The 14,855-nt window shown below is 67.8% G+C and carries 15 protein-coding genes; 9 read left to right on the forward strand and 6 right to left on the reverse strand.

All coding sequences use genetic code 11. From position 1 onward, the window contains the following. Positions 1-72: 72 nt before the first annotated feature. Together MB1_RS15175 and MB1_RS15180 are read right to left on the reverse strand one after the other, a co-directional pair. Positions 73-996 (reverse strand): alpha/beta fold hydrolase, encoded by a 924-nt coding sequence (locus MB1_RS15175; RefSeq protein ID WP_066908877.1) that lies wholly within the window; start codon positions 994-996, stop codon positions 73-75. Between the two features lie 61 nt (positions 997-1,057). Continuing rightward, positions 1,058-1,960 (reverse strand): alpha/beta fold hydrolase, encoded by a 903-nt coding sequence (locus MB1_RS15180; protein WP_066908880.1) that lies wholly within the window; start codon positions 1,958-1,960, stop codon positions 1,058-1,060. Positions 1,961-2,047: 87 nt separating this feature from the next. Between MB1_RS15180 and MB1_RS15185 the strand changes: the two genes are divergently transcribed. Then, a complete protein-coding gene (locus MB1_RS15185; protein WP_066908883.1) occupies positions 2,048-2,659 on the forward strand; it encodes a TetR/AcrR family transcriptional regulator in 612 nt (203 codons plus the stop codon). 66 nt (positions 2,660-2,725) lie between these two features. Here MB1_RS15185 and MB1_RS15190 read toward each other — a convergent pair whose 3' ends face one another. After that, positions 2,726-3,142 carry a DUF302 domain-containing protein gene (locus MB1_RS15190; protein WP_066908886.1) on the reverse strand — a complete coding sequence of 139 codons (417 nt, stop codon included), beginning with the start codon at positions 3,140-3,142 and terminating at the stop codon, positions 2,726-2,728. A gap of 248 nt (positions 3,143-3,390) precedes the next feature. On the opposite strand from MB1_RS15190, the gene MB1_RS26065 reads away from it, so the two are divergent. Then, a complete protein-coding gene (locus MB1_RS26065; RefSeq protein ID WP_084351845.1) occupies positions 3,391-4,266 on the forward strand; it encodes a TetR/AcrR family transcriptional regulator in 876 nt (291 codons plus the stop codon). Between the two features lie 110 nt (positions 4,267-4,376). Here MB1_RS26065 and MB1_RS15200 read toward each other — a convergent pair whose 3' ends face one another. Next, the gene (locus MB1_RS15200) at positions 4,377-5,132 is read right to left on the reverse strand and encodes a CPBP family intramembrane glutamic endopeptidase (protein ID WP_066909151.1); all 756 of its coding nucleotides are present in this window, start codon (positions 5,130-5,132) and stop codon (positions 4,377-4,379) included. A 161-nt stretch (positions 5,133-5,293) separates the two neighbouring features. On the opposite strand from MB1_RS15200, the gene MB1_RS15205 reads away from it, so the two are divergent. Together MB1_RS15205 and MB1_RS15210 are read left to right on the forward strand one after the other, a co-directional pair. Further along, positions 5,294-6,592, forward strand: a complete 1,299-nt coding sequence (locus MB1_RS15205; protein ID WP_169801672.1) for a citrate synthase — start codon at positions 5,294-5,296, stop codon at positions 6,590-6,592. Between the two features lie 215 nt (positions 6,593-6,807). Continuing rightward, positions 6,808-7,167, forward strand: coding sequence for an FKBP-type peptidyl-prolyl cis-trans isomerase (locus MB1_RS15210; protein ID WP_066908894.1), 360 nt, complete (start codon positions 6,808-6,810; stop codon positions 7,165-7,167). 51 nt (positions 7,168-7,218) lie between these two features. Here the strand turns inward: MB1_RS15210 and MB1_RS15215 are convergent, their stop codons facing one another. Next, positions 7,219-9,105, reverse strand: a complete 1,887-nt coding sequence (locus tag MB1_RS15215) for a propionyl-CoA synthetase (protein WP_066908897.1) — start codon at positions 9,103-9,105, stop codon at positions 7,219-7,221. Positions 9,106-9,305: 200 nt separating this feature from the next. Here MB1_RS15215 and MB1_RS15220 point away from each other — a divergent pair, with 200 nt between their 5' ends. After that, positions 9,306-10,148 carry an aldo/keto reductase gene (locus MB1_RS15220; RefSeq protein WP_066908900.1) on the forward strand — a complete coding sequence of 281 codons (843 nt, stop codon included), beginning with the start codon at positions 9,306-9,308 and terminating at the stop codon, positions 10,146-10,148. Positions 10,149-10,233: 85 nt separating this feature from the next. Here MB1_RS15220 and MB1_RS15225 read toward each other — a convergent pair whose 3' ends face one another. Next, positions 10,234-10,614: a hypothetical protein gene (locus tag MB1_RS15225; RefSeq protein ID WP_066908903.1), complete on the reverse strand. Its 381-nt coding sequence runs from the start codon at positions 10,612-10,614 to the stop codon at positions 10,234-10,236. A 278-nt stretch (positions 10,615-10,892) separates the two neighbouring features. On the opposite strand from MB1_RS15225, the gene MB1_RS15230 reads away from it, so the two are divergent. From MB1_RS15230 to MB1_RS15245, 4 genes are all read left to right on the forward strand, one after another. After that, positions 10,893-11,870 carry a siderophore ABC transporter substrate-binding protein gene (locus tag MB1_RS15230; protein WP_066908906.1) on the forward strand — a complete coding sequence of 326 codons (978 nt, stop codon included), beginning with the start codon at positions 10,893-10,895 and terminating at the stop codon, positions 11,868-11,870. Positions 11,871-11,994: 124 nt separating this feature from the next. Then, positions 11,995-13,044, forward strand: coding sequence for an ABC transporter permease (locus MB1_RS15235; RefSeq protein ID WP_084351849.1), 1,050 nt, complete (start codon positions 11,995-11,997; stop codon positions 13,042-13,044). Then, positions 13,037-14,077 (forward strand): iron chelate uptake ABC transporter family permease subunit, encoded by a 1,041-nt coding sequence (locus tag MB1_RS15240; protein ID WP_066908912.1) that lies wholly within the window; start codon positions 13,037-13,039, stop codon positions 14,075-14,077. Before MB1_RS15235 ends, MB1_RS15240 begins: the two co-directional genes overlap by 8 nt. After that, entirely contained in the window at positions 14,074-14,829 is a 756-nt protein-coding gene (locus MB1_RS15245; protein WP_066908915.1) for an iron ABC transporter ATP-binding protein, read from the forward strand. The genes MB1_RS15240 and MB1_RS15245 overlap by 4 nt, the downstream gene beginning before the upstream one ends. The last annotated feature ends 26 nt before the right edge of the window (positions 14,830-14,855 follow it).

Below are 14,855 nucleotides of genomic sequence, written 5' to 3' on the forward strand. Positions count from 1 at the left end.
CGCCGGCGCCGGTCGTATCCCACCCTGTGCGGCGCAGCCTAGTGGGCGATCGGACCGGTCGGGAGCCGCCGGTCAGCGGGTGACGCGCCCGCGTTCGTGATCGGCGATGAACGCCAACACACGGGCCATCTCCTCCTCCGGGCGGGCGTAGCCGAAACCGTGTCCGCCGGGCCGGATGTCGACGGTGACCTCGGGGAGCAGTCGGCGGGCCCGGCCGGCGACCTTGTGAGCGTCGAACAGCCGTGAGGAGTCACCGAGCATCAGATGGGTGGGCATGGTGATGCGGCGCAATTGGTCATCGGACAGTTTCTTCGGCAGGCCGGTGGTCTGGCGGAAGGTCATCGCCAGCGGGACGAGGTCGAGAACGTCGTCCGTCGATTCGTAGCCGTCGCCGTTGAACCACCGGCTGAACTCGCGCATCCTCTCCTTGCGCTTCGCCGCGTTGCGCGCCGTCATCAGCGGAATCATCTTGATCAGCATGCCGACGAAGGACGACGTGCGCATCGTCGCCAGCGCGCCACCGGGTTCGAGCAGGGTCACCGTGGCGAGGCGTTCCGGGCGGGCGGTCATCGACGCGTTGAGCAGGGCCATGTAGCCACCCTCGGAGTAGCCGGCCAGATGCACCCGATCGAGCCCGAGGGCGTCGAGGGTCTCGTCCAGCCAGGTCACCCAGTCCTGCGGTGGTTGCATCGGCGCGGTTTGCACGCTGCGGCCCGGCGTTCCGATCACATCGGGGGTGTACACGCAATGGTGTTGTGCCAGTGGTCCGATGAAGGGGGTCAGGCCGATCGAGCCGCCCTGGGTCGGGTGGAGCATCACGATCGGCGTGCCTTCGGCGTACCCGGTGCGCCGGACCCGGGTGGTGCCGAAGCGTCCCGGAATGTCGATCTCCTCGTGCGCGATGGTCGGCCAGTGTTCTTCGAGAATGCGGTCGTAGAGCCGGTAGTAGGCTTCGGCGTCTTCGGGCTTGCGGAAGTCGGCGAGTTTGTCGGCCATGGTGCCTCCTCGGTCGGTGTCGGGGTGAAACCTGTGGGAACGCGGGTAGGGGTGTGCTCCGCTACCGGGTGGCGCGTCGGCGGTCGTGCCGGTCGATGAAGTCGAGCATTCGGGCCATGACCTGTTCGAGATGGTCCACGGCGAATCCGTGTCCGCCCGACCAGATCTCGACGGTCGGGTTCGCAAGCAGTCGCCGCGCCTGCCTGGCCACGGTGCGCGGGCTGTAGAGCCGGGATTGCTCGCCGAGCATCACCAGGGTCGGCATGGTGATGCGCCGCAATTGATCGTCCGAAAGCTTGGTCGGAGTGGGAATCTGGGTGGCGGTCGCCGCCATGATCACCATCTCCAAGGCTTCGCGCGGCAGATCGGTGGAGCTGCCGTTGAAGCGATGGCTGACCTTCTGCATCGCCGCCGGCTTGTCCCGAGCGGCGAGCACTTTCAGTCCGGCGACGATCATGAAGGGGATGACTCCGCGGCGGATTCTGGTGATCGCTCCACCGGGATCGAGCAGCGTCAGCGTCGCGAGCCGTTCGGGCCGGGCGGCGAGAACCGCGGCGATGAACCCGCCCTGCGAGTAACCGGCCAGGTGGACCTCGGCGAGGCCCAGCCCGTCGAGTGTCTGGTCCAGCCACGAGGCGAGGTCATCGACCGTCTGCATCGGCGCGGTTTGGGTGTTGTAGCCGGGACCGCCCATCGTCTCCGGCAGGTACAGGGTGTGGTCGCGCGTAGCGGGCCCGACGAACCCGTACAAGGCGGCCGAACTGCCGGGAAACGGGTGAACCATCACGATCGGCGTGCCGCCGGCGGTGCCGACGCGGCGTACCTGCGTTGTGCCATAGGAGGTTTCAACGTGGAGCGTCGTGCGCGGAACATCGGGCCATCGCATGTCGATCAGTCGTTCGCCCAGCGCGCGATAGCGCGCGGTTTCCTCCGGGGTGCGGAATCGGCTGATCGTGCGCTTCATGGACACTCCCTTCGTTGTACGAACGTACTATAAAACGATCGTAGTACGGTTGTACAGCGAACGAGGCGGGAGGAGTGCGCGGACGTCATGCCGAAGCAGGTCGATCACGATGAACGCCGTCGCGAGATCGCGGGGGCCGTGGCGCGGTTGGCGGGCAAGCGCGGCCTGGCCGCGGTCACCTTCCGTGAGGTGGCGGCGGAGGCCGGGATGTCGGTTGCCTTGGTGCAGCACTACTTCGGGAGCAAGCAGAACCTGCTGCTGCGTACCGTCGACATCGTGTCGGGTCGGATGGCCGAGCGCTTCGCCGCCCGATTGTCCGCGCTCGGGCCGGGGGCCGGGGCGATCGACCGGATGCGGGCGGTCGGGGTGTCGTTCCTGCCCACCGACGAGGACAGCCGCGAGATGATGGTGCTCTACCACGCGGTCGGCGCGGTCGGGCTGACCGATCCCGAGATCCGCGGCGCGCAGGCGCACCACAACCACGGGGCCTTGATCTCGCTGCTGGCCGGGTTGCTCGACGCCGGCCGGGCGGCGGGGGAGATCGCCGAAGATGTCGAGGCGGTCGCCGAGGCGCGGATGTTCACCGCGGCGGTCACCGGTCTGTCGGCGGCGGTACTGCTCGACGCGATGTCGGCCGACGAGGCGATCGACGCCATCGACGCGCACCTGCGCAGGTTGGCGGCAACGCCCCACCGCTGACGCGCGGCCGCCCCGCGGCGGACCCGTTGCAGGGAGTGGGCGATCGGCGGGGAGCGGGTGGGACGGTCAGGCGGTGAGGCCGGCGATCGCGGTGGTCAATCGGGTGCCGGCGTCGGCGGCCACGGCGGCGAGGGCTTCGTCGTCGGTGACGCGGACCATCAGGTTCGGGTTCATGGCCTCGACGTGGATCAGCGTCTCGTCCTGCGGGTCCTGTCGCACCACGACATTGCACGGCAGCAGTAGGCCGATCTGCCGGTTCGCGGTGACGGCGCGGTGGGCCAGCGGTGGGTTGCAGGCGCCGAGGATGACGTACGGCTCGACGTGCGCGCCGATCTTCGTCTCGAGGGTGCTCGACAGGTCGATCTCGGTCAGAATCCCGAAACCCTGCTCGGCCAACGCGGCGCGGGTGCGTTCTAGCGCGTCCTCCATCGAGGTCTGCAGGGCGGTGGCGATCGCCAGGGCGGTCGTGGTTTCTCCGGACATGGGGGCACCTTTCTCTGGGGCAATCCAGCGCCGATTGTATACCCCCATGGGTATATGGAGGATCTGCCGGCGTCGTCGCCTCGGGTGGGCGTCGGCTGGGTGCGGCCACAAACCGGCGCTCTCGGGCAGGCGGCGACAACTATCTCCTCGCACCCCTCCGAAACGGGGTGGTTGTGGACGCCGCGAGACGGGTCGCCGCTCCCGCCGATCTGCGAGCAGCGCTCTCGGAAAGCTCTAGACTGACCGGCATGACTACCGCGCGCGCCCGAGCCCGGGCGGAGATGACCGCCGACATCCTGGCCTCCGCGCGGGGGCAGTTGGCCGTCGTCGGCCCCGCGGCCCTGTCGCTGCGGGCGGTCGCCCGCGATATCGGGGTGGTCTCGTCCGCGGTCTACCGCTACGTCGCCAGTCGCGACGACCTGATCACCGCGCTGTTGGTGCAGTGCTACGGCGAACTGGGCCGGGCGGCGGAGGAGACGGACGTCGTCGCCCGCGGCCTCGACGCGGCCGAGGGGGTCGTCCCGCGCCGGCGCTGGCGCACCGCGTGTGCGACCGTGCGGCAGTGGGCGCTCGACCATCCGCACGAGTACGCGCTGCTCTACGGATCGCCCGTGCCCGGCTACCGGGCCCCGGCCGATACGGTGCCCGCCGCCTCGCGGGTGACCCGGGTGCTGGTGGGGGCGGTGGTCACCGGGTGGTTGGCCGGCGACGAGAAGCCGGCAACCCCGGCCGGGATGGATGCGAACCGGGGGACCCCAGCGGCGGAGGCGGGGCCGCCCGACGCGGACGGAGCGGACTCGGCCGACGTGGACGATTCGGACTCGACCGACGCGGTTGGGGTGGAATCGACCGAGGCGGTCGGGGTGGAATCGACCGACGCGGTCGGGACGGGGCTGACCGACGCGGTCCGGGAGTTCCTGCTCGAAGAGGCCGAGGGGAGGTCGCTGCGGCTGGACGAGCGTCGGATCGAGCAGGCCGTCATCGCGTGGAGTTCGGTCTTCGGGCTGGTGTCGTTCGAGCTGTTCGGCCACTTCGTCGGATCGGTCATCGACGCTCCGGCCTTCTTCGGCGCGGCCGTGGAGCGAATCGCGGACGATCTGGACCTCGCCCCCGACGGCCCTTAACTACGGGCCCTCAACTGCGGGCCGTCAAATACGACCGAGCGTTCGGTACGTACGCCGACGAGATGGCAACCGATCGGCGGAGGTGGCTGCGGCCCGATCGGCCGGCGGGATCAGGACATGGTCAGGTGCCACACCGCGACCGCGGCCAACGCCCCGGCGCCGTTGATCGCCCAGTGCAGGCCGATCGGTGCCAGGATGCTGCCGCCGCGCTGACGCAGCCACGAGAAGATGATCCCGGCGGTTGTGGTGGCCACCAACGCGACCGCCACGCCGGCGAGTTGCCCCGCCAGCCCGGTGCCCACCAGACGGCCGAATCCGACGTTGCCGGCGCTCATTCCGGTCGCGGTGGCGATGTGCCAGACGCCGAAGAGGGCCGACGAGCCGATTGTGACCCACTTCACGTCGAAGCGTCGAGCCATCTTGGCGTGCAGGACGCCTCGAAAGGCGATTTCCTCCGGAATGACCGTTTGGAGCGGAATCAGAACGAAGACCGCCAGCAGGGTCGCGCCGACGTTCACCCCGTACCGCTCGTTGAGGAAGGCCGGCTGGGCCATCGGCAGCAACGCGATCGCCGTGACCGCTGTGACGGTGATCGCACCGGCGACCAAACCGTGCTTGGCACCACGTGAGAGGTGACTGCGCGAAAAACCCAGCTCCGACCAGCGAACTCCGCGAACCCGGGCGTAGGCCAACACCAGCGCCGCGCCGACGGGAACCGCACCGATCGCAACCGCCGTGGGCGCGAATGTGGCAACCAGATTGGCACCCGCCAACGTCGCGATAACAACCACGATGTCGATCACCGTCGAGTCGATCCATCGTCGAGACTGTTGAGTCGCTGCGAGCGCACCAGCTTCAGTAGACATCGATTGCATAGTAGCCGGCGGAAATGGACACCCGGTGGCCCGAAGATGGCATCACAAGGCACAATCGGAAGGCCATCAGCCCGATAGGCTGCGGCGGAAACGCGCATTTACGACTAGATTTTGGGCAACACATTCACCGCGCTGCCGAGAGGGACAGAACTGTGTCCGATGACAACGACGCTCGAGCCACACTCACGTACCCCGGTGGGACCCTGGATCTGCCAATCGTCCACGCGACGGAAGGCAACGACGGAATCGAGCTGGGCAAGCTGCTTGCCGCGACCGGCCTGACCACCCTCGACAGTGGATTCGTCAACACCGCATCCACCAAGTCGGCGGTCACCTATATCGACGGGGCGGCGGGCATCCTGCGGTACCGGGGTTACCCGATCGAGCAGCTCGCGGAACGCTCGACCTTCCTCGAGGTCAGCTACCTGTTGATCTACGGCGAGCTGCCGACCGCCGATCAGCTCGAGACGTTCACCGACAAGATCCGCCGACATACCCTCCTGCACGAGGATCTCAAGCGGTTCTTCGACGGGTTCCCGCGCGACGCCCACCCGATGCCGGTCCTCTCCAGCGCGGCGAATGCCCTCTCGGCGTACTACCCGGACTCGCTCGACCCCGATGACCCGGAGCAGGTGGAGCTCTCGACGATCCGGTTGCTGGCCAAGCTGCCGACGATCGCCGCCTACGCCCACAAGAAGTCGACCGGACAGCCGTTCCTGTACCCGGACAACTCCAAGTCCTATGTGGAGAACTTCCTGCGCATGACGTTCGGTCTGCCCGCCGAACCCTACGAGGCCGATCCCGAGATCGTAGCCGCCCTCGACATGCTGTTCATCCTGCACGCCGACCACGAGCAGAACTGTTCCACCTCGACCGTGCGCCTGGTCGGCTCCTCGGACGCCAACCTGTTCACCTCGGTATCCGGCGGCATCAACGCGCTCTGGGGCCCGCTGCACGGCGGCGCCAACCAGGCCGTGCTCGAGATGCTCAACCAGATCAAGGCCAACGGTGGCAACGCCGCCGAGTTCGTCAACAAGGTCAAGAACAAGGAGGACGGGGTCAAGCTCATGGGCTTCGGCCACCGCGTCTACCGCAACTATGACCCGCGCGCCGCGATCGTCAAGAAGACCGCCGACACCATCCTGCAGAAGCTCGGCACCCAGGACGAACTGTTCGACATCGCCAAGGGCCTCGAAGAGGCGGCGCTGACCGACGACTACTTCATCGAGCGCAAGCTGTACCCGAACGTCGACTTCTACACCGGCCTGATCTACCGGGCGATGGGCTTCCCGACCCGCATGTTCACCGTGCTCTTCGCGCTCGGCCGGCTGCCCGGCTGGATCGCGCACTGGCGGGAGATGCACCAGGACCCGACCACCAAGATCGGCCGTCCGCGGCAGATCTACACCGGCTACACCGAGCGGGACTACGCGGCCCTCGAGGGTCGCTGATCTTCTCGACACACCACCGGCCGGGCACCCGAAGGTGCCCGGCCGGTGGTGTGTCCGGGCCGTCCCGGTCGAACGAGGCTGCCGGCGGCACGATTCCGGGCCGGGACCCGTACCGCCCGATTGCGGTCCCGACCGTGCCGACGCATTAGAGTGACGCGCGCAATGCAACGCCGCTGTCGTCTCGGCCGCGGCCCGATGCAAGAGGGAGTTGGACAATGACCAAGCCCGAGGTCGATGCACCGGTGGGCCCCGCCCCCGCGCAGCTCGAAATTCTCGATCTGGTCGAGGGAGACGGCCCGGAAGCCGTGCCCGGAGCCACCGTCGAGGTGCACTACGTCGGCGTCGAATACGACACCGGCGAGGAGTTCGACTCGTCCTGGAACCGCGGCGAGTCGATCACGTTCCCGCTGCGCGGCCTGATTCAGGGCTGGCAGGAGGGCATCCCGGGAATGAAGGTCGGCGGACGTCGCCGCCTGACCATCCCGCCGGAGCTCGCCTACGGACCCGCGGGCGCCGGACATCACCTGTCCGGCAAGACCCTGGTCTTCGTGATCGATCTGCTCGCGACCAACTGACGGTCGCGGTCGGGGGAGCCGGGCCCGCATCGGGCCCGGCATCGCCCCGACTCAGGAATCGAGCAACTGGTCGCGCAGCGCGTCGAGCACGGCCGGGTCCTCGATGGTCGACGGCACCGCGTACTGCTCGCCGTCGATCATCTGCCGCATCGTCTTGCGCAGCAGTTTGCCGGAGCGGGTCTTCGGCAGCGCCTGCACCACGGTGACGTCCTTGAACGTCGCCACCGCGCCGATCTGATCGCGCACCATCGTGACCAGCTCCTTGCGCAGCTGATCCTCGGTGATGTCCGTACCGGCCTTGAGAACGACGTAGCCGCTGGGCTTCTGGCCCTTGAGCGCGTCGTGGATGCCGATGACGGCGCACTCTGCCACCGCGGGATGCGATCCGACGACCGCCTCGATCGCGCCGCTCGACAGGCGGTGTCCGGCAACGTTGATCACGTCGTCGGTGCGGCCGATCACCGTCAGGTAGCCGTCCTCGTCGAGGATGCCGGCGTCACCGGTCAGGTAGGCGCCGGGGAAGGCCGACAGGTACGACGAGATGTACCGGTCCCGATCGCCCCAGAGCCCGGCGAGGGTTCCCGGCGGGAGCGGCAGATCGATGATGATGCTGCCCTCCTGCCCGGCGGGGACGTCGACACCCATCCCGTCGACCACGCGCACCCGATAGCCGGGCACCGGCACGGTCGGCGAGCCCGACTTGATCGGCATCGGTTCGAGCCCACGCAGATTCGCGCAGATCGCCCAGCCGGTCTCGGTCTGCCACCAATGGTCGATCACCGGGCGCTGCAGGATCTCGCTGGCCCACTCGTAGGTGGCCGGGTCGAGTCGTTCGCCGGCCGCGAAGAGGGTCGTCAGGCTCGAAATGTCGTACTTGGAAAGGAATTCCGCGTCGGGATCGACCTTGCGGATCGCGCGCAGCGCGGTCGGGGCGGTGAACATCGCCTTGACGCCGTACTGCGAGATCACCCGCCAGAACGCGCCGGCGTCCGGGGTGCCGACCGGCTTGCCTTCGTAGACAACGGTTGTGGCGCCGACCAGCAGCGGGCCGTAGACGATATAGGAGTGGCCGACCACCCAGCCGACGTCCGAGGCGGTCCACATGACGTCGCCGGGCCCGATGTCGTAGATGTTTTTCATCGACCACGTCAGCGCGACCGCGTGGCCGCCGTTGTCGCGGATGACGCCCTTCGGCTTACCGGTGGTGCCCGAGGTGTAGAGGATGTACAGCGGATCGGTGGCGGCGACGATCACCGGATCGGCGGGCTGCGCGCCGGCGATCTCGGTCGCCCAGTCGAGCCAGCCGAAGTCGGCGGCCGAGCCGGGGATCTGCTCGCGATCGACGACGATCACCGTCTCGGGGCGTACTTCCGACTGCTCGATCGCCGAGGCGACGATCGGGAGGTATTCGATGACGCGGCCGGGCTCGAGGCCACCGGAGGCGGTGATGATCGCGACCGGCGCGGCGTCGTCGATGCGGGCGGCGAGTTCCTTGGCGGCAAATCCGCCGAAGACCACCGAGTGCACGGCGCCGATGCGCGCGCAGGCGAGCATCGCGATCAGTGCCTCGGGGATCATCGGCAGGTAGATGACCACCCGGTCGCCGGCGGTGACGCCCTGCGCGGCCAGCACGCCGGCGAAGCGGGCGACCAGGTCGAGCAGCTCGCTGTAGGTGAAGGTCTTCGACGTGCCGGTCATCGCGGAATCGGCGATCACCGCGACCCGGTCGCCGTTGCCGGCCTCGACGTGGCGGTCGAGCGCGTTGACCGAGGTGTTCAGTCGGCCGTCGGGAAACCAGCGGTAGACCGGGGCGTCGGAGTCGTCGAGCGCCCGCGTGGGAAAGTGCTCCCAGGTGACCGCTTCCGCCGCACTGAGCCAGAATGCTTCGGGATCGGTGGCTGCTTGGTCGAAGGCCGTGCGATAGGCGCCGGTAGTCATGTCTCAATTACACCAAGTCGACGGACGTGTCATGCGCTTCTGGCCGGAAACGGTCCGATCGGCCGGCGCATATGTGCCCGACCGAGCGGTGGCGGTCCCGCAGGTTTCGCATCTCCCCGCCGTCGCTGGGAATGGCAAGCGTTCGCGGGTGTGATGGTCGCATCGGAACATCGACGTATCGGCCGGTGTTGCCCACGGATATGACAGCCATCGATACCTCGGTAACCCCGCCCGTCGTCACCCTGAACGACGGCGTTCGCATCCCGCAGCTCGGCTTCGGCGTCTGGCAGGTGCCGGACGACCAGGCGCAGCCGGCCGTCGAGACGGCGCTGCGGGACGGTTACCGCAATATCGACACCGCGCGGATCTACGGCAACGAGGTCGGCGTCGGCCGCGCGATCGCCGGGTCGGGGATCGCCCGCGACGAATTGTTCGTCACCACCAAGCTGTGGAACGACGACCAGGGGTACGACTCGACGCTGAAGGCCTTCGACGCCTCGCTCGAACGCCTCGGCCTGGACTATCTCGACCTGTACCTCATCCACTGGCAGCAGGTCGACCGCGGCGCCTACCTCGACACCTTCCGCGCCTTTCAGAAGCTGCAGGCCGACGGTCGGGTCCGCTCGATCGGCGTGTCCAACTTCACCCAGCCGACGCTGACCACGTTGATCGACACCCTCGGGCAGGTGCCGTCGATCAACCAGATCGAGGTGCACCCGTACTTCCAGCAGCGCGCGCTGCACGCCTTCGACGTCGAGCACGGCATCGTCACCGAGGCGTGGAGCCCGCTCGGTTCCGGGGCGGTCCTCGGCGACCCGGCGATCGGCGCGATCGCCGCCGAGTTGGGCGTCAGCCCCGCGCAGGTCATCCTGCGCTGGGATATCCAGAAGGGCTTCGTGACGATCCCGAAGTCGGTCACCCCGGAGCGGATCGCCCAGAACTTCGACATCTTCGGCTTCGAGCTGTCCGAGGAGCAGATCGCGCGCATCGACGGGCTCGACCGGGCGGACGGCCGCACCGGCCCGAATCCCGACACCTTCTGATCGGAACCGACCGATAGCGACCCTCCGGGATCCCCGGTCGCGGTCGCGGTCGCGGTCGCGGGCGCCGGGTGGTCCGACGGTCCGCTCAGGTGCCCGCGTCGACGATGCGGCAGGGGATCTCGGTGTTTTCGCTGACGTACCAACCGGCGCAGATGCGGTGGTAGCCGTCGGCGATCTGGGCGTCCACGCCCCGGCCGAGGTCCCCGCGGACCACCAGCACGGGAGAGAGCGGCTCGCCGTGATGGACCTTGGCCAGGTCGGCGGCCACGGCCGGGTTGTCCATCTCCAGCAGCGTCAGGCGGGTGGCGCGCAGGAGGTCCTTCGCCTTCTTGCGCACCGTGGGCGCGGTGCGCAGTGCCGCGACGATCGCGCGGACGTGATCCGGTGTGGCGATCAGTTCGAGATAGTCTGCGGCGGCCGGAAAGTCGTGTTCGTCCGGCTCGTCCTTCCAGATGGGGTGAGGCATCGCTCCATCGTGCTCCTTCGGGCGGTCGTCGCGTCGCCGGAGCGCTGTTGCCGGACCCCGGGCGACCGATATGTCGCGTTCTGCCGAAAGTGACCGCGGTCGACATCACAAGGGGCCGACGTCGACGCTTAGCCAAGGCTCGCCTATAGTCGTTCAGCGATGCATGGTTAACGCATCGTAAAGCTCCAACCAACCGGTTGCCGGGAACCCCCGCGTGTCGCTGCTGCGCGACCGGAGCGATTCGTTGCGCGACAAGGCTATTCGGGAGGAACATTCATATGCGTGGAATCGGTCGTTATCCAGCGGTGGCGCTGCTCGCGGCGTCGGCGTTGGTGCTCGGAGCCTGTAGCTCGAGCGGTACCGACAGCTCCGCCTCCGGGTCGGAGACGATCGAGGTCGAGGACAACTTCGGCACCCAGACGGTGACGGTCCCGCCGACTTCGGTTGTCGCGACGGACAACCGCACCTTCGAGACGCTCGACAGCTGGGGTATCCCGCTGACCGCGGCCGCCGTCGCGCTGATGCCGGACACGATCGGCTACGTCAACGACGACTCGATCGTCGACATCGGCAACCACAACGAGCCCGATCTCGAGGCGATCGTCGCCGCCGATCCCGACCTGGTGATCAACGGCCAGCGCTTCCAGCAGTACCGCAGCGACATCGTCTCGCTGGTCCCCGACGCCGCCGTGGTCGAGCTCGACCCGCGCGAGGGTGAGCCCTTCGACCAGGAGCTCAAGCGTCAGGTGACCGTCCTGGGCCAGATCTTCGACCGCGAGTCGGAGGCCACCGAGCTCGGCGACAACCTCGACGAGCAGATCGAGCGCGCCCGCGCCGCCTACGACCCGTCCCAGACCGTCCTGGCGATCAACGTCTCCGGCGGCGAGATCGGCTACCTGGCACCGGGAGTCGGCCGCACCCTCGGACCGGTCTACGACATCCTGGACCTGACCCCGGCCGTGCAGGTCGACGGCGCCACCGAGGATCACCAGGGCGACGACATCTCGGTCGAGGCGATCGCCGCCTCCAACCCGGACTGGATTCTCGTGCTCGACCGCGACGCCCCGCTCGCCGGTGAGGATTCCGCCCCGGCCGCCGAGGTGATCACCGGTTCGCAGGCGCTCGCCAACGTCACCGCCGTGCGCGAGGGCAACATCGTCTACCTGCCCGCGGACACCTACACCAACGAGGGCATCCAGACCTACACCGAGTTCTTCGGCTCCTTCGCCGACGCGCTCGAGGGCTCGCAGGCCTGATCGGGCCGCTCGACCCACAGCCGCCCGGCGACGGGACCGCACCCGCGGTTCCGTCGCCGACGGCCGTTCCACCACCCCCGCCGCGGCCGACCTCGCACCGCCCCGACTTCCACAGGACGCCACGATGACCGCACCCCCCGACGCACGTCGGTCCGGGGATCCCGACGAAGGTCGGCCCGGGGATGCCGACCCGGTTCGGCCCGGCGAAGGTGCCCGCCGGTCGAAGGGGCGGTTGTTCGACCCCAAACTGCTGATCGGGATCCTGCTGGTGGCCGCGCTGCTGGTGCTCTCCTTGTTCACCGGCGTCTACGACATCTTCGGGGCCGAGGACGGCGCCGAGATGTTCGCGATCACCCGCATTCCACGCACGGTCGCCCTGGTCCTGGCCGGGGCGGCGATGGCGATGTGCGGGCTGATCATGCAGTTGCTCACCCAGAATCGCTTCGTCGAGCCGACGACCACCGGTACCACCGAGTGGGCCGGACTCGGCCTGCTGCTGGTGATGATCCTGATGCCACAGCCGACCATCATGGAACGGATGATCGGCGCGGTGATCGCCGCGTTCATCGGCACGATGGTCTTCTTCCTGGTCCTGCGGCGGGTATCGCTGCGTTCGTCGCTGATCGTGCCGATCATCGGCATCATGCTCGGCGCGGTCATCGGCTCGATCTCGACGTTCATCGCATTGCAGACCGACATGCTGCAGAACCTCGGCGTCTGGTTCGCCGGCAGTTTCACCTCGGTGCTGCGCGGCCAGTACGAGGTGCTGTGGATCGTCGCGCTGGTCGTCCTGGTGGTCTTCTTCGTCGCCGACCGCTTCACCGTCGCCGGACTGGGCGAGGACATCTCGACCAATGTCGGACTCAACTACAACCGGATCATCCTGCTCGGCACCGCGCTGATCGCGATCGCCACCGGCGTGGTCACCGTCGTCGTCGGCAACCTGCCCTTCCTGGGCCTGATCGTGCCGAACATCGTGTCGATGGTGCGCGGCGACGATCTGCGCAGCAACCTGCCGTGGGTCTGCCTGCTCGGCATCGCGATCGTCACCGTCTGCGACCTGATCGGCCGCACGATCATCGCGCCCTTCGAGGTGCCTGTATCCCTGGTACTCGGCGTCCTGGGCGCCGCGGTGTTCATCTTCCTTCTCCTGAGGCAGCGGCGTCGTGTCTGAATCCGTCGCGGCGCGCGTGACGCCGCAACCCGAACGTTCGTCCGGCCCGCTGCCCGATGCGCGGTCGCGACGACGCTATCGAATCGCGCTGGCCGTGCTGATCGTGCTCGCGGTCATCTTCGCCATCGGCTTCCTCACCTGGAACAACCCGGCGCCCTTCGGCACCGCCGGTTTCTGGCGGATCGCCGAGTTGCGGGTGAACAGTCTGATCGTGATGGTCGTGGTCGCGATCTGCCAGGCGATCGCGACGGTCAGCTTCCAGACCGTCACCAACAACCGCATCATCACCCCGTCGATCATGGGTTTCGAATCGCTGTACGTGGCGGTACAGACCTCCGCGGTCTACTTCCTCGGCGCGGCGGGGATCGTCATGCTTCAGGGCCGCGTCCAGTTCGTCCTGCAATTGGTGCTGATGGTCGGCCTCGCGGTGGCGCTCTACGGGTGGTTGCTGTCCGGCAAGTACGCCAACCTGCAGGTGATGCTGCTGATCGGCATCATCATCGGCGGCGGCCTGGCGGCGGTATCGAACTTCATGCAGCGCCTGCTGACGCCGAGCGAGTTCGACATCCTGCAGGCCCGCCTGTTCGGGTCGGTGTCGAATGCCGACTTTGGCTATCTGCCGATCGCGATCCCGCTCTGTCTGGTGGCCGCGAGCCTGCTGTGGATGCGCACCCGGCGGCTCAACGTGCTGGCCCTCGGCCGGGATATGACCACCGGCCTGGGCATGGACCACCGCCGCGAACTGATGCAGGTGCTCTTCCTGGTCGCCGTCCTGATGGCGGTGTCCACCGCGCTCGTCGGCCCGATGACCTTCTTCGGCTTCCTCGTCGCGACCCTGGCCTACCAGTTCGCCGACACCTACGACCACCGCCGAATCTTCCCGATCGCCGTGCTGTCGGCGTTCGTGGTGCTCGTCGGTGCCTACGTGATCCTGCGCAATATCTTCTACGCCGCGGGAGCGCCGTCCATCATCATCGAGCTGATCGGTGGCTCGGTATTCCTGCTCGTGATTCTCCGAAAGGGGCGGCTGTGATCTCCCTGACCGATGTGCAGAAGCGGTACAGCGACGAGGTCGCCATCGGGCCGGTCGATCTGCAGATCCCCGCCGGCGGAATCACCACCCTGATCGGGCCCAACGGCGCCGGCAAGTCGACCCTGCTGACCATGATCGGTCGACTGCTGGGCCTCGACGAGGGCACGATCACCATCGCCGGCTACGACGTGTCGAGCACCCCGTCGAAGGATCTGGCGAAGATCGTCTCGATCCTGCGGCAGGAGAACTCGTTCATCACCCGGCTGACCGTCCGTCAGCTCGTCGGCTTCGGTCGCTTCCCGTACAACAAGGGCCGGTTGACCGTCGAGGACGAGAAGGTGATCAGCCGGGCGATCGATTTCCTCGAGTTGACCGACCTCGAGGGGCGATACCTCGACCAGCTCTCCGGCGGCCAGCGCCAGCGCGCCTACGTCGCGATGGTGCTCTCCCAGGACACCGAGTTCGTGCTGCTCGACGAGCCGCTGAACAACCTGGACATGAAGCACTCGGTGCAGATGATGAAGCACCTGTCGCGGGCGGCGGACGAGTTGGGGCGCACGATCGTCACCGTGCTGCACGACATCAACTTCGCCGGGCGCTACTCCGACTACATATGCGCGGTCAAGGAGGGCAAGGTCGTCGAATTCGGCACGCCGGCGGAGATCATGGACGGCGACGTGCTCACCCGGGTCTTCGACACCCCGGTCAAGGTGATCGACGGCCCCGACGGCCCGCTCGCCGTCTACTACTGACCGGCCGCTGATCGACCACCGGCCCG

Source organism: Millisia brevis NBRC 105863 (assembly GCF_001552615.1).
GTDB lineage: Bacteria > Actinomycetota > Actinomycetes > Mycobacteriales > Mycobacteriaceae > Millisia > Millisia brevis.